Origin of the sequence: Kaistella flava (ex Peng et al. 2021) (assembly GCF_015191005.1) — a bacterium.
Lineage (GTDB): Bacteria > Bacteroidota > Bacteroidia > Flavobacteriales > Weeksellaceae > Kaistella > Kaistella flava.
This window is the reverse complement of sequence record NZ_CP040442.1, coordinates 1367541-1387337: the sequence shown is the minus strand read 5'-3', so window position 1 is coordinate 1387337 and position 19797 is coordinate 1367541. Positions and strand designations below refer to the sequence as shown.

Sequence of the window (19797 nt, the reverse complement as noted above, 5' to 3'; positions counted from 1 at the left end):
CAAATCATATTAAAAACAGAATTAGTTGTGGTTTGATTAAAGATTAGAAAGAACGATATTTAACTCGCATTTTAAAAAGGTAACGTCTCAGTTGTGGTTTGATTAAAGATTAGAAAGAACGATATTTGTTTGGTTTAAACCAATCCATTAATCCCAGTTGTGGTTTGATTAAAGATTAGAAAGAACGATATTTCTTTAATAAAGAGGTTAAAACATCTTCAGTTGTGGTTTGATTAAAGATTAGAAAGAACGATATTAAGATTTTGAAACATCGAATGAGATTTTAAGTTGTGGTTTGATTAAAGATTAGAAAGAACGATATTTCGTAACGTTTATTCCATATTCAGGATCAAGTTGTGGTTTGATTAAAGATTAGAAAGAACGATATTCGTTCTTTTATTATTTGTTCTTCTGCTTTAGTTGTGGTTTGATTAAAGATTAGAAAGAACGATATTCCGCCAGTTACAGCTCCGGGCAGTACGGGAGTTGTGGTTTGATTAAAGATTAGAAAGAACGATATTGATTCATTTACTTGCCAATACTGTGGCAGAGTTGTGGTTTGATTAAAGATTAGAAAGAACGATATTGAGCCATTATGGTCTAATATGCATAATGAAGTTGTGGTTTGATTAAAGATTAGAAAGAACGATATTTAATCAGTAGTCATTTGATACTGCGCTTCAGTTGTGGTTTGATTAAAGATTAGAAAGAACGATATTCGGCCCACACCATGCCGTCGCAAAGCGCCAGTTGTGGTTTGATTAAAGATTAGAAAGAACGATATTAAAGCGGGTGCGTCGTTATTTGGTGAGTGAGTTGTGGTTTGATTAAAGATTAGAAAGAACGATATTTGATATAATGAACCGCTCTCATCTCTGCAAGTTGTGGTTTGATTAAAGATTAGAAAGAACGATATTTCAACTCCTTCAACTACGTGAAAGACTTCGGTTGTGGTTTGATTAAAGATTAGAAAGAACGATATTTTTTCATCCATTAAGCCTAATCCCTCTGCTGTTGTGGTTTGATTAAAGATTAGAAAGAACGATATTTTTCTTTGTCTTCTCCCACCAGTAATTCAAGTTGTGGTTTGATTAAAGATTAGAAAGAACGATATTACAATCGAGAAAAAGCACTAAAAGACTTCGTTGTGGTTTGATTAAAGATTAGAAAGAACGATATTTAACGGATATGATTTGTATCTGCGTTTTCTGTTGTGGTTTGATTAAAGATTAGAAAGAACGATATTTGGGTGGAGTCGGGAATCGGCAAGCTAGCAGTTGTGGTTTGATTAAAGATTAGAAAGAACGATATTATAGGAACATCGGTATTTAGCACAATTACTGTTGTGGTTTGATTAAAGATTAGAAAGAACGATATTACAATATCGGTATCAAATGCCGACGAAAATGTTGTGGTTTGATTAAAGATTAGAAAGAACGATATTTGTCTATAACGTAAATATCTTTGTCGTTTGGTTGTGGTTTGATTAAAGATTAGAAAGAACGATATTATGTCTTTATCGTTAGGGATTGTTTTCGTAGTTGTGGTTTGATTAAAGATTAGAAAGAACGATATTCTTGCTTTTGAGTTTTAGCAGTATTCGTTTGTTGTGGTTTGATTAAAGATTAGAAAGAACGATATTAAAGTTTATTTGATCGCGCAGTAATTGGTAGTTGTGGTTTGATTAAAGATTAGAAAGAACGATATTTAACATCATCTCGAAGTTTGTACTTCTTTTGTTGTGGTTTGATTAAAGATTAGAAAGAACGATATTAACTGGAGTCGAACCAGTCTTAACAAAGATGTTGTGGTTTGATTAAAGATTAGAAAGAACGATATTTGCACCGCCTTTATCTTGGTTACCTAATTTGTTGTGGTTTGATTAAAGATTAGAAAGAACGATATTTTAACTTTTTCTAAAACTACGGCTTCGTTTGTTGTGGTTTGATTAAAGATTAGAAAGAACGATATTTGCTAAACTGTTGCATCAACTGAACTTGATGTTGTGGTTTGATTAAAGATTAGAAAGAACGATATTGCATCTAAATCACCTTCAACTACTTGACCTGTTGTGGTTTGATTAAAGATTAGAAAGAACGATATTGGTAAAATGATTGCAGGATCGTTCGTAAAGGTTGTGGTTTGATTAAAGATTAGAAAGAACGATATTAGTTGGCTCGCTACCTTCTGGTAATCAAAGAATTAAAAGTAAATATCGTTAAAAAAAACGCTTCTTTTTTGCACTGATAAAGCAAGATTGAAGCATTTTTTTATTCCTAAAATAATTCTAATTGCACCGGGCCTGGCGGTTTGGGAACTTCTGCTTTCCCCCAAAAATTCATAATATTTCCAAATTGTTTATCTGTTATTCGTAAAACACTCACTTTACCAAATGGTGGAAGTAATAGTTGAACCCGCTTTTCGTGCACATCTGCACTTTCACTGCTTGCACAATGTCGCATGTAAACAGAATATTGCATCATATTAAAACCATCTTTCAATAAATTGGTTCTAAATTTCGACGCATTATGTCGGTCTTTTTTAGTTTCTGTCGGTAAATCAAAAAAAACAAAAATCCACATAATTCGGTAGCCGTTTAGATCCATAATTTTGGATAATTAATTTTTTTCTTTTCTCCCGTAAAACATTGCTGCAAAGAAGTTGCGCTTCTTTGCAAACCAATCATAAGTGGACTTTTCTCTTCGTTGAAGTACACGGTTTGTGTCAGGATTTTTAGAAACTCAGCCTTTATTGAGGTAGTAAGTTCTTGCTCCTCACTCATTGCAATTAATTCGAAAACTTTTTCATCAACCATCGGTCGGTAAGGTTCCATCATATCATCTGCCAACGCATAAGCATTGTATTTGTTTCTATGATGAATTCCTAAAGTATTGAGAAGTCCGCTTCCAGAAAGAGATCTTGCTGTTGCAGCTCGCAGAATAGCATAACCATAATTCAAGAAATTATTAGGAAAATTTCCAAAACGTTCTCTTTTGACTTTAATATCACAATGTTCAAAGAATGTTTTCCAGTAAAGATTGGCGGCAACACCTTCCATATTAGAGGTGTCACCACTCAAAACCTTGGACATTAAAAATTCAAAACTGTTCTTTTCGCCTGTTATTCGTTCTAATAATTGTCCCTGATTTCTAATTTTTTCCATAGCAGTTTGTTGCCATAGTTGCTTTTTCAAAGGTAAACTCGCTTCCATTTGGTTTCGGAAAACCTCCTGTTGAATGTGATGGCTGTTGAGGTTTAGAAACATTCCGTTCGGTAAATGATTGTTTCCACAAACAACAATTGCCGCATTATTTTCTATCAATAAATTCATTGCAGGAATGCTCACAAAAACTTGTGGATGATCGATGACCAAGTAACCAATATCTTCCGCAGGAATCGTACTTTCTCGCAATTCTGTTTGAATTACTATTTGCAAATTTTTCGTACTTACCGACGTTTTGTTTTCTAATAAGATGGTTCTCTTTAACATATTCAAGATTTTAGTTTATGATAAATAAAAATTTAAACAACTAAAATAATGAATATTACATCTAAATATAGTAATTAAAGTACTTTTCGTGAAAAAACACTACTGAATCCGGCGTTTTGTTTTATTAAAGAAATTAAAATAAGAGTATCTGTGAAGTTGCTGATAGTTATTTGGTTTTAAAAAACCTTTTGCCTTTTGCTCATTTTAAAATTTGAAAACAAAGAATTTCGTTCAATTATTCTAAAGTTGCTTATTTTTGCGGCATGAATATGACCAATTTAGTTTTAGTATTTGTTTCTGCAGCAGTTTTAAATGTAATTATCTTTTACATTTTTAAAAAATATTTGATGAAAACAGAAAATCCTGCCATGTTATTTTTGGTGATCAATATCTTTAAAGATATTATCTGGGTAGGGTATTGGTTGATTAAATTAGAAGCAAATCAAACTAATTTCCTGTTTATTATCGGAGCCTTTTTGGTGACTTCTTTTGCTTTATATTTCAAAGTAATTCGATTATTAAACCGTTCCTGAAAATAACTGATAAAAATCAATTTTTAATATTGGTGGGTTTTAATAAATTCAATATATTTGCAAACCGATAAATTTGACCTATGAACAAGAGAATTTCTTCTTTATTTTTCGTTTTATTTCTTACGCTTTCAAGTGTTTTCACTTATGCACAGCAAGAAGTTGAAGCTACATCTACCGAAAGTTTAGAACAGAAAATTGTAGATGATAATCAAAAATTTAATGCAAAAGAGATGATTATGGAACACATTAGTGATTCTAATGAGTGGCATATCTTAACATTAAATGAAGGAACGCCGGAAGAACACCACGTTTCTATTCCATTACCAGTTATTGTTAAAGACAAAAACGGACTTCATATGATGATGTCAAGTGCAATTGCACATGGTCATGAACATGACGGTTATACTTTAGATCATGGGGTTGTAACTTCAACTCAGGGTTTAGTTCAAGCAAAATTATTCTCTGTCTTAAGCGGAAAACATAATTCAGACAACGCATTTTATGATTTTTCGATTACGAAAAACGTAGCAGCGATCTTTATTTCAATCTTCTTTATGTTCCTTGTTTTTATTGGAATGGCAAGAGGATATGCGAAAACCTTAGTTCCTAGTGGATTTGGAAGATTTATGGAGCCGATTATTATTTTCATTAGAGATGAAGTAGCAATACCAAATATTGGAGCGAAAAAGTATAAAAAATTCATGCCTTATTTATTAACCGTATTTTTCTTTATCTGGTTTAATAATATGTTTGGTTTAATTCCATTTGCGCCTTTCGGTTATAACTTAACTGGTAACATCGCAACAACAGCGGTTTTAGCAATTATTACTTTATTAATTACCATCTTCAGTGCCAACAAAGATTATTGGAAACATATTTTCATGCCACCAGTACCTTTATTATTATACCCAATCATGGTTCCAATTGAAATCATTGGAGTGTTCACAAAACCATTTGCCTTAATGATGCGTCTCTTTGCAAATATTACTGCAGGTCACATTATGGTATTGGCGATTATGTCATTGATCTTTATCTTTAAAACACCACTTTTAGGATTCGCTTCAGTTCCATTGGGATTGTTTATCGGATTATTGGAATTGTTAGTAGCAGCTTTACAAGCATATATCTTTACCGTTCTTTCGGCTTTGTTTATTGGAATCGCAGTAACAGAACACGAACACGAAGGAGCACATTAATTAACTTAGAATATTTTTAACCTATATATTTTTTTATTATGGAAATCATTTCACAAGGAACTGGACTTATTTATGTTGGAATCGGATTAGCAGTATTAGGCGTAGGTCTAGGTATTGGTAAAATCGGTGGACACGCAATGGATGCTATTGCAAGACAACCAGAGCAAGCAGGTAAAATTCAAGGAGCAATGCTTATTGCTGCTGGTCTTATCGAGGGTGCTGGTTTGATCGCGATCATCTTTGGAGCGTTCGTTAAATAAGAAACCTCAGAAATCAATTCTTAGCAGCGCGGTTGGCTCTGCTAAGAATTTTTTAAATTCCATATAGAAAAAAAATTAAAAAAAATTACAATTATGATAGAACCGGGAATTGGCTTATTGTTTTGGATGACTCTAACCTTTTTAATCCTCTTGTTTTTATTAGCAAAGTTTGCTTGGAAGCCGATTATGGCTGCAATTAATGAAAGAGAAGTTACCATCGTAGATTCTCTTAACCAGGCTAAATTAGCAAAACAGGAAGTTGAAAACTTGAAAGCTGAAAACGAAATCATCATCCGTGAAGCGAAAGTGGAGCGTGATCAGATTTTGAAAGAAGCAAGAGATATCAAAGACAGAATTGTAGGTGAAGCAAAAGGTCTTGCGAAAGTAGAAGGAGATAAAATGATTGAATCTGCCAGACAAACCATCCAAGCAGAAAAATCTGCAGCGGTTGCTGATATCAAAAGCCAAATTGGTACTTTGTCTGTAAACATCGCAGAATCTATTTTGAAACAAAAATTAGATAACGATGGTGCACAAGATGCTTTAGTAGCAAACATCCTTAATACTTCTAACTTAAACTAGTATGCGTACAAGTAAAGTTGCAAAAAGGTATGCACAAGGTTTACTGAATTTTACCCAGGAAGCAGGAAGTACAACTTCTGTTTTTGGTGAAATGAAGGACTTGGTGAATACCATCGAAAAATCAAAAGAGTTGCAAAGCTTTTTTAGTTCTCCGATTATAGAGGTGAAGAAAAAAATCAGTGTTTCGGCAGAGATTTTTAAAAGCTTTTCTCCTGTGACTAGGAATTTAATTCAGTTGGTCATCAAACATGGTAGAGAAGGACAATTGATTGGTATCGGTCAGGAATTCATTAACAAAGTGGAAGACATGAATGGAGTACAAAGAATTACTTTGACTTCTGCAACAGCACTTTCTCAGGAGAATATTGATAATATCCTGAAATCAACAACACTTGTTAATCACAATAACCAGTTCGACGTAAAATCAATTATCAATCCTGAAATTTTGGGAGGATATATCTTACGTGTTGGAGATCAACAGATAGATGAATCGGTGAAAGCAAAATTAAGCCGATTGAATAAAGAATTTCAATTAAATTAAGACAAAAACAACCATAAAATGGCAGAAATAAATCCGGCAGAAGTATCTGCAATTCTTAAACAGCAGTTAGCTAACTTCGAGACGCAATCTAATGTAGAGGAAGTAGGAACGGTATTAACCATCGGTGATGGTATCGCTTTAGTGTACGGTTTAGAAAATGTTCAATACGGTGAATTGGTAAAATTCCAAAGCGGTGTTGAAGGAATTGTTCTTAACCTTGCTGAAGACAATGTAGGGGTAGCTCTTTTGGGTGAATCTAAATTAGTAAAAGAAGGTGATACAGTTAACAGAACTCAAAGAATTTCATCCATCAAAGTTGGTGAAGGAATGTTGGGTAGAGTAGTTGACACTTTAGGAAATCCAATTGATGGTAAAGGACCAATTACAGGTGAAACTTACGAAATGCCTTTGGAGAGAAAAGCTCCGGGAGTAATTTTCAGACAGCCGGTAACTGAACCATTACAAACTGGTATTGTTGCAATCGACTCCATGATTCCTGTAGGAAGAGGACAAAGAGAGTTAATCATTGGTGACCGTCAAACAGGTAAAACTGTTGTAGCGATCGATACGATTATTAATCAAAGAGAATTTTATGATGCAGGTGAACCTGTATTCTGTATATATGTAGCAATTGGACAAAAAGGTTCAACGGTTGCTCAAATTGTAAAAACATTAGAAGACAAAGGCGCTTTAGCTTATACAGTAATTGTAGCAGCAAACGCTTCTGATCCAGCTCCGATGCAGGTTTATGCACCAATGGCTGGAGCAGCAATCGGTGAGTTCTTCCGTGATACTGGTAGACCGGCGTTGATCGTTTATGATGATTTGTCTAAACAAGCAGTTGCTTACCGTGAGCTTTCTCTATTGTTGAGAAGACCACCGGGCCGTGAAGCTTATCCAGGTGATGTTTTCTACCTTCACTCCAGACTATTGGAAAGAGCTGCAAAAGTGATCAAAGATGATACAATTGCAGCACAGATGAACGATTTACCGGATTCATTGAGACCTTTGGTAAAAGGTGGTGGTTCATTAACCGCACTTCCAATTATCGAAACTCAAGCGGGTGACGTTTCTGCTTATATCCCGACGAACGTAATTTCGATTACAGACGGTCAGATTTTCTTGGAAACAGATTTGTTTAACTCAGGAGTTCGTCCGGCAATTAACGTAGGTATTTCTGTATCTCGTGTTGGAGGGAATGCTCAGATTAAATCAATGAAGAAAGTTTCTGGAACTTTGAAATTAGATCAGGCACAATATAAAGAACTGGAAGCGTTTGCTAAATTTGGTTCAGACTTAGATGCGTCAACTCAAGCAGTTATTTCTAAAGGAGAAAGAAACGTGGAAATCTTAAAACAACCGGTAAACTCTCCACTTCCTGTGGATAGCCAAGTTGCGATGATTTATGTAGGAACAGAAAACTTATTACGAAACATTCCTATTAATAAAGTGAAAGAATTCCAAATAGAATATGTAGCGTTCTTAAGATCAAAACATCCTGAAACAATGGCAGCCATTAAATCTGGAAAAATTGACAAAGGAATTACAGATGTTCTAAAACAAGCCGCTATCGAATTAGCGTCGAAATACAACTAAAAAATATTCAATTTTCAGTATTCAGGATTTCTAATTTTGAATACTGAATTTTAAACATTGACTTCAAAGAATGGCAAATTTAAAGGAAATACGCGGGAGAATTACTTCAATCTCTTCCACAATGCAAATTACGAGTGCGATGAAAATGGTTTCGGCAGCGAAACTAAAGAAAGCAACCGATGCTATTGTGATGTTGAGACCTTACTCAGAGAAATTACAGGAAATTATAGAAAATGTAAGTTCTACGGTAGACTTAGAAGGGGTGTCCAGTTACACCGAAGAAAGAGAAGTGAAGAAAGTTCTTTACATCGTAGTTACTTCTAATAAAGGTCTTGCCGGAGCATTTAACTCTTCTGTAATTAAAGAATTAAATACCTCTCTTGCTGATGCAGATCACGAAATAGAAATTCTTACCGTTGGTAAAAAAGTCTATGATGCGGTTCGCAGAAGCAAAAAAGTGTACGATAACCAAAGTGCTATTTTTGATGGCATGAGCTTCGAAGTTGTTGCTAATTTTGTAGAAAACGTGATGAGAGATTACCGTGAAGGTAGTTTTGATAAAGTGTATGTGATTTATAATAAGTTCATTAATGCAGCTACTCAGGAAGTAATTAAAGAACAGTTATTACCAATCGCATTACCGGAAAAAACTGAAGTTACAAATACCGACTATATTTTTGAGCCAAATGCTACAGAAATTTTAGAAGTATTAATGCCGAAATCAATTAAAACTCAGGTTTACAAAGCGATTTTAGATTCAGTAGCTTCTGAGCATGGTGCGAGAATGACGGCGATGCACAAAGCAACCGACAACGCGGAATCTTTGAGAAATGATCTTAAAATATTTTATAACAAAGCGAGACAAGCTGCGATTACCAATGAAATTTTGGAGATTGTGGGCGGTGCAGAAGCATTGAAAAACTCATAAGTTATATTGTAAAGAATAAATTTTCTTTAATAAAGAATAGAAAGCACCGACATTGATCGGTGCTTTTTTTGTGTAAAAGGGTAAGAGCCTTTTTTAAGTAAATACACGTTATTAATGGAGGGTTTAGTTTTTATTTATAAAATATTTTAGACTCCAAAGTCGAAAATCATTAATTTCACAGCTTATTTGAACTTTTAGAAGTAGTTTTTTACTTAAGCTTTTGTGACTTTTGTGGTTGAATTATTTTTATGTTAAATTTAATCAGCTTCTAAATGCTATTCTATAAATAACTGATTTTAATTATTTTATTTACGTATCTTTGTCGCAATATTTTTAAATTTCTAAATGGATTCTGACATAATTAAGCTTTTATTAGCTGTGTTTCTAGTAGTACTGAATGGTTTTTTCGTGGCCGCAGAATTCTCAATCGTTAAAGTCCGTTACTCCCAAATCCAACTGAAAGCCGCTGAAGGAGATTCAATGGCGAAACAGGCGGAACACATTATCAAGCATTTAGATGAATATCTTTCTGCAACCCAGTTGGGGATTACGTTAGCGTCACTTGCCTTAGGTTGGGTTGGTGAAAGTGCCATGCACCACGTCATCGAAAATATTTTTCACTATTTCAGGATAGCAATTGAAGATAGTACGATTACCACGATTTCACTCGTTTTAAGTTTCTTGATCATTACCGTAATGCATATTGTTTTTGGTGAATTAATTCCGAAATCAATTGCAATTAGAAAATCTGAATCTACGGCAATGGCCATCGCGATGCCTTTAAGAGTTTTTTATACGATTTTCAAACCGTTCATCTGGACGATGAATAAGATGTCCAATGCGGCGTTGAGATTAATGAAAATTCATCCTGCCTCAGATCAGGAAATTCACTCGACCGAAGAATTACAGTTGTTGGTAAAACAATCTGCAGATTCAGGTGCAATTGAAGAAGAAAATTACGAGATCATTAAAAACGCTTTTGATTTTACAGATCACTCTGCAAAACAAATCATGATTCCAAGACAGAATATTTCTTCAATCGATATTGAAGAACCTGTGGAGGACATGATCAGTAAAATCATGGAAGGAGGTTATTCTCGACTTCCTGTTTATAAGGATTCAATTGACAATATTATTGGGATTTTCTACGCAAAAGAAATTATCCGGGAATATGTGAAAAGAAAAGGAGAAATTAACCACACCGATATTAAAGAATTAATGCGTGATCCATTTTTCGTGGTGGGTAGTAAAAAGATTTCTGATTTGCTGAAAGTGTTTCAACAGAAAAAACAACATTTGGCAGTCGTTATTGATGAGTTTGGTGGGACCGAAGGAATTGTGACGCTCGAAGATATCCTGGAAGAACTGGTTGGAGAGATTCAGGATGAAGAAGATGAAGAAGAAAGAATCGTTGACAAAGTAGGCGAAAATGTTTTCTGGGTGAAGGCAACACAACCTTTGGATGAGATCAATGAAAATTTACCAAAGATGTTTCCATTATCAGAAGATGGCGAGTACAATACTTTAGCCGGCTTTATATTACATGAACTGGAAGATATTCCCGCAGAAAATCAAGAGTTCAATATTAATGATTACCACGTAAAGATTCTGAAAATGCAGAATAAGAGTGTGGATCTGGTTGAATTGACTTACGAGGAACAGAGCATCACCAGCGATATGGCAGATGAAATAGGAGAAATTTAATTTAAAGAATACTAATTTTTAAAATTAAAGAAATGGGATTACATTATAATATTCCAGCGAATATAAAGGATTATGAAAATCCAAAGCGGGAATACGAAGAAGACGTTGCCGTTCTTGAGAAAGAAGACGAAGTCTATAAACTGATTTTGTGGAATGATGAAGTCAACACTTTTGATTACGTTATCGAAGCACTGATAGAAATTTGCGGTCATACCTTAGAGCAGGCAGAGCAATGTACGATGCTTGTTCATTATAAAGGCAAATGCACCGTAAAAACCGGGAGTTTAGAAAAACTAAAACCCATGCATGAAAAGTTACTTTCTCGAAGTTTAACTTCAGAAATTGTTTAAACCAAAGTTTCGGTCTCCGAAACTTTTATTTTGTAAAATAATATGAGTCCAGTTTTATTGATCATCATTGCAGCAACCGCAATCATCAGTTATATCGCTTTTAGCAATCAAGCGCTTTTCGAAAAATACAAGTTCAATGTTGGTGCGATTTTGCGCAACAAAGAATATGTGCGTTTAATATCCGCCGGTTTTTTACACGCCGATTTAATGCACTTGTTGTTCAATATGATGACGCTGTATTTCTTCGGACCAATCGTTATCGAAGTCTTTGGCGCCTTCGGATTTCTACTCGTTTACTTTGGATCCATCCTTTTAGGAAATATTTTCTCGCTCTATCTTTATAAGAATCAATCCTGGTATTCAGCGATAGGAGCGAGTGGTGGGGTTTCCGGGATTCTGTTTGCGTCCATCGCGATGATTCCGGATTTGGGGATTTATTTCTTTTTTATTCCGATTGCAATTCCGGGTTACCTTTTCGGATTCGCCTATTTCGCCTATTCCGTTTACATGATGCTCAATCCAAAACAGCACGACAATGTCGGACATGCTGCCCATTTAGGTGGCGCCTTTTTCGGTTTAGTTTACGCCGTTGCCATTCAGCCGGAAAGAGCGATAGATAATGGCTTATACTTAGGAATCATGGCGCTTCCGTTGATTTATATGGCCTATATGGTTTTCGTGAAAAAGAGAATTGGCTAGTATTTTTAGGAGCAACAAGATTTTCGCTTCTTAGAAATTCCGGTCCCGCTTTCTACTATATCCCGCCGCGGCGGGGATGTCGTTCCAATCGGGGCTATAACTTCACGCAGTTTTTTATTCGAAGAATAAAAGGCTAAGAAAAATTATCATAAATCTCACTAACTTAGCAGTTGTTGTTACTATTTTTATCAATAGGAACGGGCTTTAGCCCGTTTACAGAATAGAAGAATGCAATGGCTTTAGCCAAAACTTATTGAGTGTCTCTTTTTTTGGTTAACCGCATTGTTACTGAGATAGATTGAATTAGTTCTAAATTTATCATTACCTCCAAAGTTCAATAATCCATCAATTCGACTTTTCGGTGCTCGCTTCGCTCGCGCCAAACTTTCAATTCTCAACCATCAACTCTAAACTGATCTCACTTTCTTCCCCAAACAATCCTCTCATTCCCCGACAAATCCTTCATCAACTCTCCTTCCGACAAAACATCAGTAAAAAGTTTCAGCGTCTCTTTACCCAACTTCTGATTAATTTCGAGAAAAACCAAACCGTTTTCAGTCAAATGATTTTTGCAATCTTCTGCAATCTTTTCGTAGAAAACCAACGCATTTGAAGTTGGAGAAAACAATGCCATTTTAGGCTCAAACTCTTTTACAGAATCTGCAATCTCATCTTCTTCCTCCATTCCAATATAAGGTGGATTAGAAATAATAACATCATAAACGTCAGTCAAGTTTGCCTTCAAATAATCCTGATGAATAAAATTAATTTCTACTTGGTGATAATCTGCATTTCGTTGCGCAGTTTTCAAAGCGTTTTCTGAGAAGTCAATCGCAGAAACTTCTGCTTCCGGAAAATGTTTCTTTAACACAATCGGAATAATTCCAGAACCCGTTCCAATATCTAAAATTTTTAAATCCTTTTTATTGAAACCTGAATCTTTAATTTTAGCAATCGCCAGTTCCAAAAGCTCTTCCGTTTCAGGCCTTGGAATTAAAACATGTTCATCCACGAAAAACTTTAAACCATAAAATTCCGTTTCACCTAAAATCTGCTGATAAGGTTTTCCGGTTTTTAACTCATCGATTATATTTTGAAGCTCGTTAGATTGTTTTTCTTCAACTTCTAGAGACATTCCTTTACGAAGTTCAACCTGATTCCAATCCATCAGATGCTGCACAAAAATATCGAACAGGATTGAACTTTCAGAATCGGTGTGATTTGTGGAAACCTCTTTTTTAAAATAAACTTTATAGTCTTGGTATGTCATTTTTAATTTTAAATATTTCAGAATTTTAAATATAAATCCTTTTTTTCAAAAAACAGACAAGACAACCTAAAAATGCTTCTGCAAAGGCTTTTAAAAAAGGAAATTTCGCACAATTTAAACGCAAATTTAAATATTTTCATTAATTTTGAAAAAATTGAATAATAAAAATGAAAAAATATCTTTTGATCGCCTTTTCCGCGGTAGTTTTGGTCTCCTGTGGTTCATCAAAAAATGTGGTAGTTAAAAGAACAATTCCCACCAAGACCGTCGCGAAATCCCCGAGCTTAAAATCTTTAGAATCTAATTATTCCGGGAAAAATTCAACTGTTGTTAATGAATTATTGAAAGATGCTCAGAAATATTTGGGCGCACCCTATAGATATGCAGGGAATACGTCTGCCGGTTTCGACTGCTCCGGTTTGGTCACCAAAGTTTTTGACGAAAATTCTTACAAACTTCCGAGAAGATCTGAAGAACAATCCAATCAAGGAGTTCCAATTAAAATCAAAGAAGCAAAACCCGGCGATTTGGTCTTTTTCGCAACCTCGGGTGGAAGTAGAGTTAACCATGTCGGAATCGTTCACGATATCGGAAATGATGGTGAGATTAAATTTATTCATTCCTCAACATCGAAAGGTGTTATTATTTCTTCACTTAATGAAAAATATTGGAACAATGCCTACCTTTTCGCGCGAAGAGTTTTGTAAATTTGCCTTTATTCAAAAATTAAAAATTCAACGATAAACATGTTACAACAAACGATAGAAAATATTTGGGACAACCGAGAATTGTTACAAAATGATGATAGCAAAGCATCAATCCGTGAAGTAATCAGACAATTAGATTTAGGAGAACTTCGTGTCGCTGAACCGACTGACAGCGGCTGGAAAGTGAATGAATGGGTGAAAAAAGCAGTCGTAATGTATTTCCCGATTCAGAAAATGGAAACTATTGAAGTAGGTCCGTTTGAATTTCATGACAAAATGCCTTTGAAAAGAAACTATGCTGAAAAAGGTGTTCGCGTTGTTCCTCCTGCTGTTGCGAGAGAAGGAGCTTATATTGCGCCTGGTGTAATTTTGATGCCGTCTTATGTGAATATCGGCGCTTACGTAGATTCCGGAACGATGGTGGATACTTGGGCTACGGTTGGAAGTTGCGCACAAATCGGAAAAGACGTTCACTTAAGCGGTGGAGTAGGAATTGGCGGGGTTTTAGAGCCTTTGCAAGCAGCTCCGGTAATTATTGAAGATAACGTTTTCGTTGGATCAAGATGTATTGTGGTAGAAGGAGTTCATGTAGAAAGAGAAGCGGTTTTAGGAGCAAACGTTGTTTTAACCGCGTCTACAAAAATCATTGATGTAACTGGTGATACTCCAGTTGAAATTAAAGGAAGAGTTCCTGCTCGTTCGGTAGTTATTCCTGGAAGTTATACGAAGCAATTTCCGGCAGGAGAATTTCAAGTTCCTTGTGCCTTGATTATTGGTCAAAGAAAAGAATCTACAGATAAGAAAACCTCTCTTAATGATGCGTTGAGAGAAAATAACGTTGCAGTTTAAAACTTATTTTTAAATAATGTTTAAAGATAAATTCTTAAAATTCATATCAAATCCCAAATATATTTTTGGGATTTATTTTGTAATTTCTATAATCTCTGCAATTACAAAATATGTTGGCGGTCCATTGAAGTATAATAATTACATGATTTTCAAAAATGTTTTTAATAATACTTTAGAACAGAAGAATATCTATCTTTTATATCCTGATGTTCATTTTGATTCCAATCATTACGGTATTTTATTTAGCGTGTTAATCGCACCTTTCGCCATTTTACCAGATTGGCTGGGAATTGTTTTATGGAATATTGCCAATACTTTAGTTTTTGTTTTTGCCATTCATAAACTTCCATTTTCTAATGCCAAGAAAGCTTTTTTTGCTTGGTTATGTTTACAGGAATTTATTACCGCAGCGGTAAGTTTGCAGTTTAATATCGCATTAACCGGATTATTAATGTTGTCTGCAGTTTATATTTATGAACGAAAAGAAACGCAATCAGCGATCTCAATTTTAATAGGGTTTTTCGTCAAACTATATGGAATTGCTGGGCTTTCAGCTTTTTTCTTCATTAAGAATAAATGGAAATTCATCTTGTCTTTATTAGGATTTAGCATTTTGTTTCTAATTTTACCGATGTTACTTTCAAGTCCGCATTTTGGAATTCAGTCTTATGCAGATTGGTTTCAGTCGTTATCAGAAAAAAATGCGGCTAATCAGGTTTTAGGAAATCGCCAGGACTATTCTTTAATGGGAATTGTAAGACGAATTTCCGGACACGCAGATATTTCTAACTTGGTTTTTCTACTTCCCGGAATGGCAATTTTCGCTTTACCTTATTTAAGAATAAAACAATATAAAAATCTTCCGTTTCAGTTGATGATTTTGGCGTCGACGCTTTTATTCATCGTACTTTTTAGTTCAGGTTCAGAATCGCCAACTTTTATTATCGCAGTTGCTGGAGTCATGATTTGGTTCATTGTGCAAAAAGAAAAATCACCATTGATCATCGGATTGTTGATCTTTGTGATGATTCTTACCTGTTTCTCATTTTCGGATTTATTTCCTAAATTCATTAAGGATAATTATATTATGAAATATTCCTTAAAAGCATTACCTTGTTGCATCGTTTGGTTCCGTATTATTTACGAATTGATGACCAAAGATTTCGAAAAAGAGTATCAATTAGATTAAACAAATTCCAGCAGTGAAGAAAATTTCCATCGTCATTCCCGCTCATAACGAAGAAGACAATGTTGCCTTGATCCATCAAAGAATCAAAGAAGTTTTCGTTAAACTGAAAAATTACACTTTCGAAATTATATTTGTGAACGATGGAAGTCGCGATCAAACTCAGGCAAACCTGGAAGAATTAGCTCGGAATTTTGAAGAAGTAAAATTCATCGAATTCTCCCGAAATTTCGGACATCAACCTGCCGTGAAAGCAGGTATGGATCTCGCATTCGGCAACGCTGTTATTTCATTAGACGGCGATTTACAACATCCACCGGAACTCATTCCTGAACTAATTAAAAAGTGGGAGGAAGGTTTTGATATCGTGTACACGGTTCGGACTTATCCGAATGAGATCTCCGCTTTTAAAAGAAAAACATCCAACGTTTTTTACTATTTATTATCCGGTATTTCCGACGTGCATCTCGTTAAAGGAAGTGGTTCGGATTATCGTTTGATGGATGCCTCTGTCGTTGATGTCGTGCGTGAAATGAACGAAACTGATATTTTCCTGCGCGGTTTAGCGAGTTGGGTAGGTTTCCGCCAAACCGGTGTTCCTTATGTTGCTGCAGAAAGGGCTTCTGGTGAAAGCAGTTATAATTTGACCAAAATGGTTCGTTTCGCCTTTACCGGGATTACCGCCTTTAGCGTAAAACCACTTTATTTAGCAGCCTATTTGGGGTTTGCTTTTTCAGTATTATCGGTTTTTGCCTATTTATTTTATGTCATCCATTCTTTTATTACACAAACTGAAATTTCCGGTTGGGCTTCCTTAATTATGACCGTCGTTTTTTTTGGCGGTTTACAGTTAATAATTATGGGAATCATCGGAATTTATCTGGGGAAAATTTTCAAACAGGTTAAAGAAAGACCCAATTATATTATTCGTTCTAAAAATTTTTAATAATGGTTTTACTGAGTTTTGATATTGAAGAATTCGATATGCCTTTCGAATATAAAGGGGATATTTCTTTCGAGGAACAGCTTTCAATTTCGAGAAAAGGATTGCAAAATATCTTGGAATTATTAAAAAAACACGGAGCAAAAGCTACTTTTTTTTCTACCGTTATTTTTGCTGAAAATAATAAAGATTTAATAAATCAACTTTTAGAAGATGGTCATGAATTGGCTTCTCACACTTGGTTTCATTCAAAATTTGAAATTGAAGATTTAAAGAAATCTCGAGAAAAATTAATGGAACTTTTCAACACCAATATCACCGGACTTCGAATGCCCAGAATGATGAAAGTGGATGAGAAAGAAGTTGAAAAAGCTGGCTATTCTTATAATTCATCAGTGAATCCAACGTTTCTTCCTGGAAGATATAATAATTTAAAAGTATCCAGAACTTATTTTAAAGAAGGAGAAGTTTTACAGATTCCAGCTTCGGTTTCCCCGAATTTTAGAATTCCTTTATTTTGGTTGAGTTTTCATAATTTTCCATTAAGTTTCTATAAAAAACTGTCGAAAGATGTTTTGAAAAAAGATAATTATTTAAATGTTTATTTTCATCCGTGGGAATTTGCGGAAATTAAAGATGAGAAATTTAAACTTCCTGCTTTTACAACCAAAAACTCCGGAAAGGAAATGGTCGAAAGATTTGATCAGTTTTTATCGTTCTTAAAGAAATCCGGATATCAATTCGGAACTTTTCAGGAATTTCAAAAAAGTATAAAGTCATGAAAATTGCTTTTGACGGAAAACGCTTCTTTAATAATACTTCAGGTTTAGGAAACTATTCCCGCGATTTGGTTCGGATTTTAGCGACCACTTTTCCTGAAAATGAGTATGTCCTTTTTAATGAAAATCAGTCAGAAAGAGGAAAGGATATTTTGGAAATCCCAAACGTTTCTTTTGTTGAAACTTCCAAAGGAACGATGTCGCGACAGTTTAAAATGGGAATAGATGCGCAAAAAATTAATGCCGATATTTTCCACGGACTTTCCGGTGAATTACCATTAAAATGGACAGAAAAACCGATCAAAAAAATTGTAACGATTCATGATTTAATTTTCCTCAGATTTCCTCAATATTATTCTTTTTTTGACCGTATTATTCATTTCTGGAAATTTAAAAAAGCGACCGTTCAAGCTGATTTAATTATTGCTATTTCTGAGCAAACCAAGCGTGATATTATTAAATTTTTAAAAGTTCCCGAAGAGAAAATTAGAGTTGTTTATCAAGGTTGTCATCAAGCGTTTAAAGAAAATCAAACTGAAGAATTTCTAAGTTCAGTTAAAGAAAAATATAATCTTCCAGTACGTTTTATTCTGAATGTTGGAACCATTGAAAAACGGAAGAATTTATTAAATATAGTGAAAGCGATTAATGGAACAAAAATTCCTTTGGTCGTTATCGGTAAGAAAACAAAATACTTTAAGAAAATTAAAAAGTATGTAATCAAGCATCAACTGGAGAACCAAGTTTTCTTCCTGGAAAATGTTTCAATGGAAGAATTGGCCGGAATTTTCAAACTTGCAGATGTTTTTGTTTATCCAAGTTTTTTCGAAGGTTTTGGAATTCCAGTTATTGAATCGTTATTTTCGAAAACTCCGGTCATCACAAGTAACCTGAGTTGCCTTCCAGAAGCGGGCGGCGAGAATTCAGTTTATATAAATCCTCACAATTTCGAAGACATCAAAGCCAAGATTTTATTTCTCTGGAATAACGAATCTGAAAGAAAACGTCGGGCAGAAAAAAGTTTTGAATTCGTTCAGAAATTTAACGATGTAGAAATTGGCAAAAATTTACATTCTGTTTATCAGGAAGTTATGTTAAAATAAAAATAAATCCTTGCAGGTTAAATTTTTTATCAGCTATATTTGCACAGTTAAAACAACATGAAAAATACAATCGCTTTATTCCATCATTATCATCTCATCTAAAGACGAGTTGATTTAATATGGTCCAAAGTGACTACAAATAATAAAAACCGTCTGAACAAAGACGGTTTTTTTTTTGGTTAAAAAATTAAAGCATTTGTTCAGACCCAATCTCAAAATTGACATGAACAAATTAAAAATTGCCCTTCAAAAAAGCGGACGCTTAAGTGAGAAATCGTTAGAACTTTTACAGGAATGTGGAATTAAAATTCCGGATTTTAAAAGTAAATTAAAAAATTCAGCAACCAATTTTCCTTTAGAAATTCTCTTTCTTCGCGATGATGATATTCCAAAATATGTAGAACAAGGCATCGTAGATATTGGAATTATCGGAGAGAACGAAGTTTTGGAACAGAACAAAAATGTTGACTTAGTAAGAAAGCTGGGTTTTGCGAATTGTCGTTTATCACTCGCAATTCCGAAAGATCAAGAATATACAGATTTAAGTTTTTTCGACAAAAAGAAAATTGCAACATCTTATCCTTCAATTGTTAAAAACTATTTCGATAAAAATAATATCAATGCCGAAATTGTTGAGATTTCCGGTAGTGTGGAAATCGCGCCAAGTATTGGTTTAGCAGATACGATTGCTGATTTGGTAAGCTCAGGAAGTACTTTATTACACAATGGTTTGAAAGAAGTGGAGCAGGTTTTAAAAAGTGAAGCGGTCTTAATTTCCAGCCAAAATCTTCCTGATGATATTTCAATCATTCTTGAATCATTTCTTTTTCGAATTCAGGCAGTCATTAATTCCCGTGAAAACAAATACATTTTATTAAACGCTCCGAACGATTCAATCGAAAAAATAATTGAAATTTTGCCAGGAATGAAATCTCCGACCGTTCTACCTTTGGCAGAATCTGGATGGAGTAGTATTCACTCGGTGGTTCGTGAAAATGAATTTTGGAAAATTATCGATGAATTGAAAAAGTTTGGTGCTGAAGGAATTTTAGTAATTCCAATTGAAAAAATGGTAATGTAA

20 protein-coding genes and 1 CRISPR repeat array (1 of these 21 cut by a window edge) are annotated in these 19797 nt (G+C 34.5%); of the genes, 17 read left to right on the top strand and 3 right to left on the bottom strand.

Going from position 1 to position 19797, the window contains the following annotated elements; genetic code table 11:
- Nucleotides 1-2170: a CRISPR direct-repeat array (repeat unit 36 nt; unit sequence GTTGTGGTTTGATTAAAGATTAGAAAGAACGATATT) (it extends 2084 nt beyond the left edge of the window).
- Between the two features lie 106 nt (nt 2171-2276).
- Both cas2 and cas1 read right to left on the bottom strand, forming a co-directional pair.
- Nucleotides 2277-2606, bottom strand: a complete 330-nt coding sequence (gene cas2 / locus Q73A0000_RS06365; protein ID WP_193813237.1) for a CRISPR-associated endonuclease Cas2 — start codon at nt 2604-2606, stop codon at nt 2277-2279.
- Nucleotides 2597-3490, bottom strand: a complete 894-nt coding sequence (gene cas1, locus Q73A0000_RS06360) for a type II CRISPR-associated endonuclease Cas1 (protein WP_193813236.1) — start codon at nt 3488-3490, stop codon at nt 2597-2599. The genes cas2 and cas1 overlap by 10 nt, the downstream gene beginning before the upstream one ends.
- 347 nt (nt 3491-3837) lie before the next feature.
- Between cas1 and Q73A0000_RS06355 the strand changes: the two genes are divergently transcribed.
- The 10 genes from Q73A0000_RS06355 to Q73A0000_RS06310 all read left to right on the top strand — a co-directional run bounded on the left by Q73A0000_RS06355 (nt 3838) and on the right by Q73A0000_RS06310 (nt 11879).
- Nucleotides 3838-4023 carry a hypothetical protein gene (locus Q73A0000_RS06355; RefSeq protein ID WP_208458811.1) on the top strand — a complete coding sequence of 62 codons (186 nt, stop codon included), beginning with the start codon at nt 3838-3840 and terminating at the stop codon, nt 4021-4023.
- A gap of 80 nt (nt 4024-4103) precedes the next feature.
- A complete protein-coding gene (atpB, locus tag Q73A0000_RS06350) occupies nt 4104-5219 on the top strand; it encodes a F0F1 ATP synthase subunit A (RefSeq protein ID WP_193813234.1) in 1116 nt (371 codons plus the stop codon).
- Nucleotides 5220-5257: 38 nt separating this feature from the next.
- Nucleotides 5258-5479 carry an ATP synthase F0 subunit C gene (locus Q73A0000_RS06345; RefSeq protein WP_034716508.1) on the top strand — a complete coding sequence of 74 codons (222 nt, stop codon included), beginning with the start codon at nt 5258-5260 and terminating at the stop codon, nt 5477-5479.
- A 93-nt stretch (nt 5480-5572) separates the two neighbouring features.
- A complete protein-coding gene (gene atpF, locus Q73A0000_RS06340; RefSeq protein WP_193813233.1) occupies nt 5573-6061 on the top strand; it encodes a F0F1 ATP synthase subunit B in 489 nt (162 codons plus the stop codon).
- Nucleotide 6062: 1 nt separating this feature from the next.
- Nucleotides 6063-6602, top strand: a complete 540-nt coding sequence (gene atpH, locus Q73A0000_RS06335; RefSeq protein ID WP_193813232.1) for an ATP synthase F1 subunit delta — start codon at nt 6063-6065, stop codon at nt 6600-6602.
- Between the two features lie 18 nt (nt 6603-6620).
- Nucleotides 6621-8198: a F0F1 ATP synthase subunit alpha gene (gene atpA, locus Q73A0000_RS06330; RefSeq protein ID WP_193813231.1), complete on the top strand. Its 1578-nt coding sequence runs from the start codon at nt 6621-6623 to the stop codon at nt 8196-8198.
- Nucleotides 8199-8268: 70 nt separating this feature from the next.
- Nucleotides 8269-9126, top strand: a complete 858-nt coding sequence (gene atpG / locus Q73A0000_RS06325) for an ATP synthase F1 subunit gamma (RefSeq protein WP_193813230.1) — start codon at nt 8269-8271, stop codon at nt 9124-9126.
- Nucleotides 9127-9471: 345 nt separating this feature from the next.
- Nucleotides 9472-10830, top strand: coding sequence for a hemolysin family protein (locus Q73A0000_RS06320; protein WP_193813229.1), 1359 nt, complete (start codon nt 9472-9474; stop codon nt 10828-10830).
- A gap of 32 nt (nt 10831-10862) precedes the next feature.
- A complete protein-coding gene (locus Q73A0000_RS06315; RefSeq protein ID WP_193813228.1) occupies nt 10863-11180 on the top strand; it encodes an ATP-dependent Clp protease adaptor ClpS in 318 nt (105 codons plus the stop codon).
- 42 nt (nt 11181-11222) lie between these two features.
- On the top strand, nt 11223-11879 hold the full coding sequence (locus Q73A0000_RS06310) for a rhomboid family intramembrane serine protease (RefSeq protein ID WP_193813227.1): 657 nt from the start codon (nt 11223-11225) through the stop codon (nt 11877-11879).
- A 418-nt stretch (nt 11880-12297) separates the two neighbouring features.
- On the opposite strand, the gene prmC is transcribed toward Q73A0000_RS06310, so the two are convergent.
- Nucleotides 12298-13149, bottom strand: a complete 852-nt coding sequence (gene prmC, locus Q73A0000_RS06305; RefSeq protein WP_193813226.1) for a peptide chain release factor N(5)-glutamine methyltransferase — start codon at nt 13147-13149, stop codon at nt 12298-12300.
- A gap of 167 nt (nt 13150-13316) precedes the next feature.
- On the opposite strand from prmC, the gene Q73A0000_RS06300 reads away from it, so the two are divergent.
- From Q73A0000_RS06300 to hisG, 7 genes are all read left to right on the top strand, one after another.
- Complete coding sequence (locus Q73A0000_RS06300) at nt 13317-13856, top strand: C40 family peptidase (protein WP_193813225.1); 540 nt, start codon at nt 13317-13319, stop codon at nt 13854-13856.
- 39 nt (nt 13857-13895) lie between these two features.
- A complete protein-coding gene (locus Q73A0000_RS06295) occupies nt 13896-14705 on the top strand; it encodes a 2,3,4,5-tetrahydropyridine-2,6-dicarboxylate N-succinyltransferase (protein ID WP_193813224.1) in 810 nt (269 codons plus the stop codon).
- Between the two features lie 16 nt (nt 14706-14721).
- Complete coding sequence (locus Q73A0000_RS06290) at nt 14722-15894, top strand: glycosyltransferase family 87 protein (protein WP_193813223.1); 1173 nt, start codon at nt 14722-14724, stop codon at nt 15892-15894.
- A gap of 13 nt (nt 15895-15907) precedes the next feature.
- Complete coding sequence (locus tag Q73A0000_RS06285; protein ID WP_193813222.1) at nt 15908-16837, top strand: glycosyltransferase family 2 protein; 930 nt, start codon at nt 15908-15910, stop codon at nt 16835-16837.
- Nucleotides 16838-16839: 2 nt separating this feature from the next.
- Nucleotides 16840-17616 (top strand): polysaccharide deacetylase family protein, encoded by a 777-nt coding sequence (locus Q73A0000_RS06280; RefSeq protein ID WP_193813221.1) that lies wholly within the window; start codon nt 16840-16842, stop codon nt 17614-17616.
- Nucleotides 17613-18716 carry a glycosyltransferase family 4 protein gene (locus tag Q73A0000_RS06275; RefSeq protein WP_193813220.1) on the top strand — a complete coding sequence of 368 codons (1104 nt, stop codon included), beginning with the start codon at nt 17613-17615 and terminating at the stop codon, nt 18714-18716. The genes Q73A0000_RS06280 and Q73A0000_RS06275 overlap by 4 nt, the downstream gene beginning before the upstream one ends.
- A gap of 223 nt (nt 18717-18939) precedes the next feature.
- On the top strand, nt 18940-19797 hold the full coding sequence (hisG, locus tag Q73A0000_RS06270) for an ATP phosphoribosyltransferase (protein ID WP_193813219.1): 858 nt from the start codon (nt 18940-18942) through the stop codon (nt 19795-19797).

Coding starts and splice junctions, on each gene's coding strand:
- atpH (WP_193813232.1), top strand. CDS start 6,063: ATGCGTACAAGTAAAGTTGCAAAAAGGTATGCACAAGGTTTACTGAAT.
- Q73A0000_RS06295 (WP_193813224.1), top strand. CDS start 13,896: ATGTTACAACAAACGATAGAAAATATTTGGGACAACCGAGAATTGTTA.
- Q73A0000_RS06280 (WP_193813221.1), top strand. CDS start 16,840: ATGGTTTTACTGAGTTTTGATATTGAAGAATTCGATATGCCTTTCGAA.
- cas2 (WP_193813237.1), bottom strand. CDS start 2,606: ATGGATCTAAACGGCTACCGAATTATGTGGATTTTTGTTTTTTTTGAT.
- Q73A0000_RS06315 (WP_193813228.1), top strand. CDS start 10,863: ATGGGATTACATTATAATATTCCAGCGAATATAAAGGATTATGAAAAT.
- hisG (WP_193813219.1), top strand. CDS start 18,940: ATGAACAAATTAAAAATTGCCCTTCAAAAAAGCGGACGCTTAAGTGAG.
- atpB (WP_193813234.1), top strand. CDS start 4,104: ATGAACAAGAGAATTTCTTCTTTATTTTTCGTTTTATTTCTTACGCTT.
- Q73A0000_RS06275 (WP_193813220.1), top strand. CDS start 17,613: ATGAAAATTGCTTTTGACGGAAAACGCTTCTTTAATAATACTTCAGGT.
- Q73A0000_RS06300 (WP_193813225.1), top strand. CDS start 13,317: ATGAAAAAATATCTTTTGATCGCCTTTTCCGCGGTAGTTTTGGTCTCC.
- Q73A0000_RS06345 (WP_034716508.1), top strand. CDS start 5,258: ATGGAAATCATTTCACAAGGAACTGGACTTATTTATGTTGGAATCGGA.
- Q73A0000_RS06355 (WP_208458811.1), top strand. CDS start 3,838: ATGAAAACAGAAAATCCTGCCATGTTATTTTTGGTGATCAATATCTTT.
- cas1 (WP_193813236.1), bottom strand. CDS start 3,490: ATGTTAAAGAGAACCATCTTATTAGAAAACAAAACGTCGGTAAGTACG.
- prmC (WP_193813226.1), bottom strand. CDS start 13,149: ATGACATACCAAGACTATAAAGTTTATTTTAAAAAAGAGGTTTCCACA.
- atpF (WP_193813233.1), top strand. CDS start 5,573: ATGATAGAACCGGGAATTGGCTTATTGTTTTGGATGACTCTAACCTTT.
- atpA (WP_193813231.1), top strand. CDS start 6,621: ATGGCAGAAATAAATCCGGCAGAAGTATCTGCAATTCTTAAACAGCAG.
- atpG (WP_193813230.1), top strand. CDS start 8,269: ATGGCAAATTTAAAGGAAATACGCGGGAGAATTACTTCAATCTCTTCC.
- Q73A0000_RS06290 (WP_193813223.1), top strand. CDS start 14,722: ATGTTTAAAGATAAATTCTTAAAATTCATATCAAATCCCAAATATATT.
- Q73A0000_RS06320 (WP_193813229.1), top strand. CDS start 9,472: ATGGATTCTGACATAATTAAGCTTTTATTAGCTGTGTTTCTAGTAGTA.
- Q73A0000_RS06310 (WP_193813227.1), top strand. CDS start 11,223: ATGAGTCCAGTTTTATTGATCATCATTGCAGCAACCGCAATCATCAGT.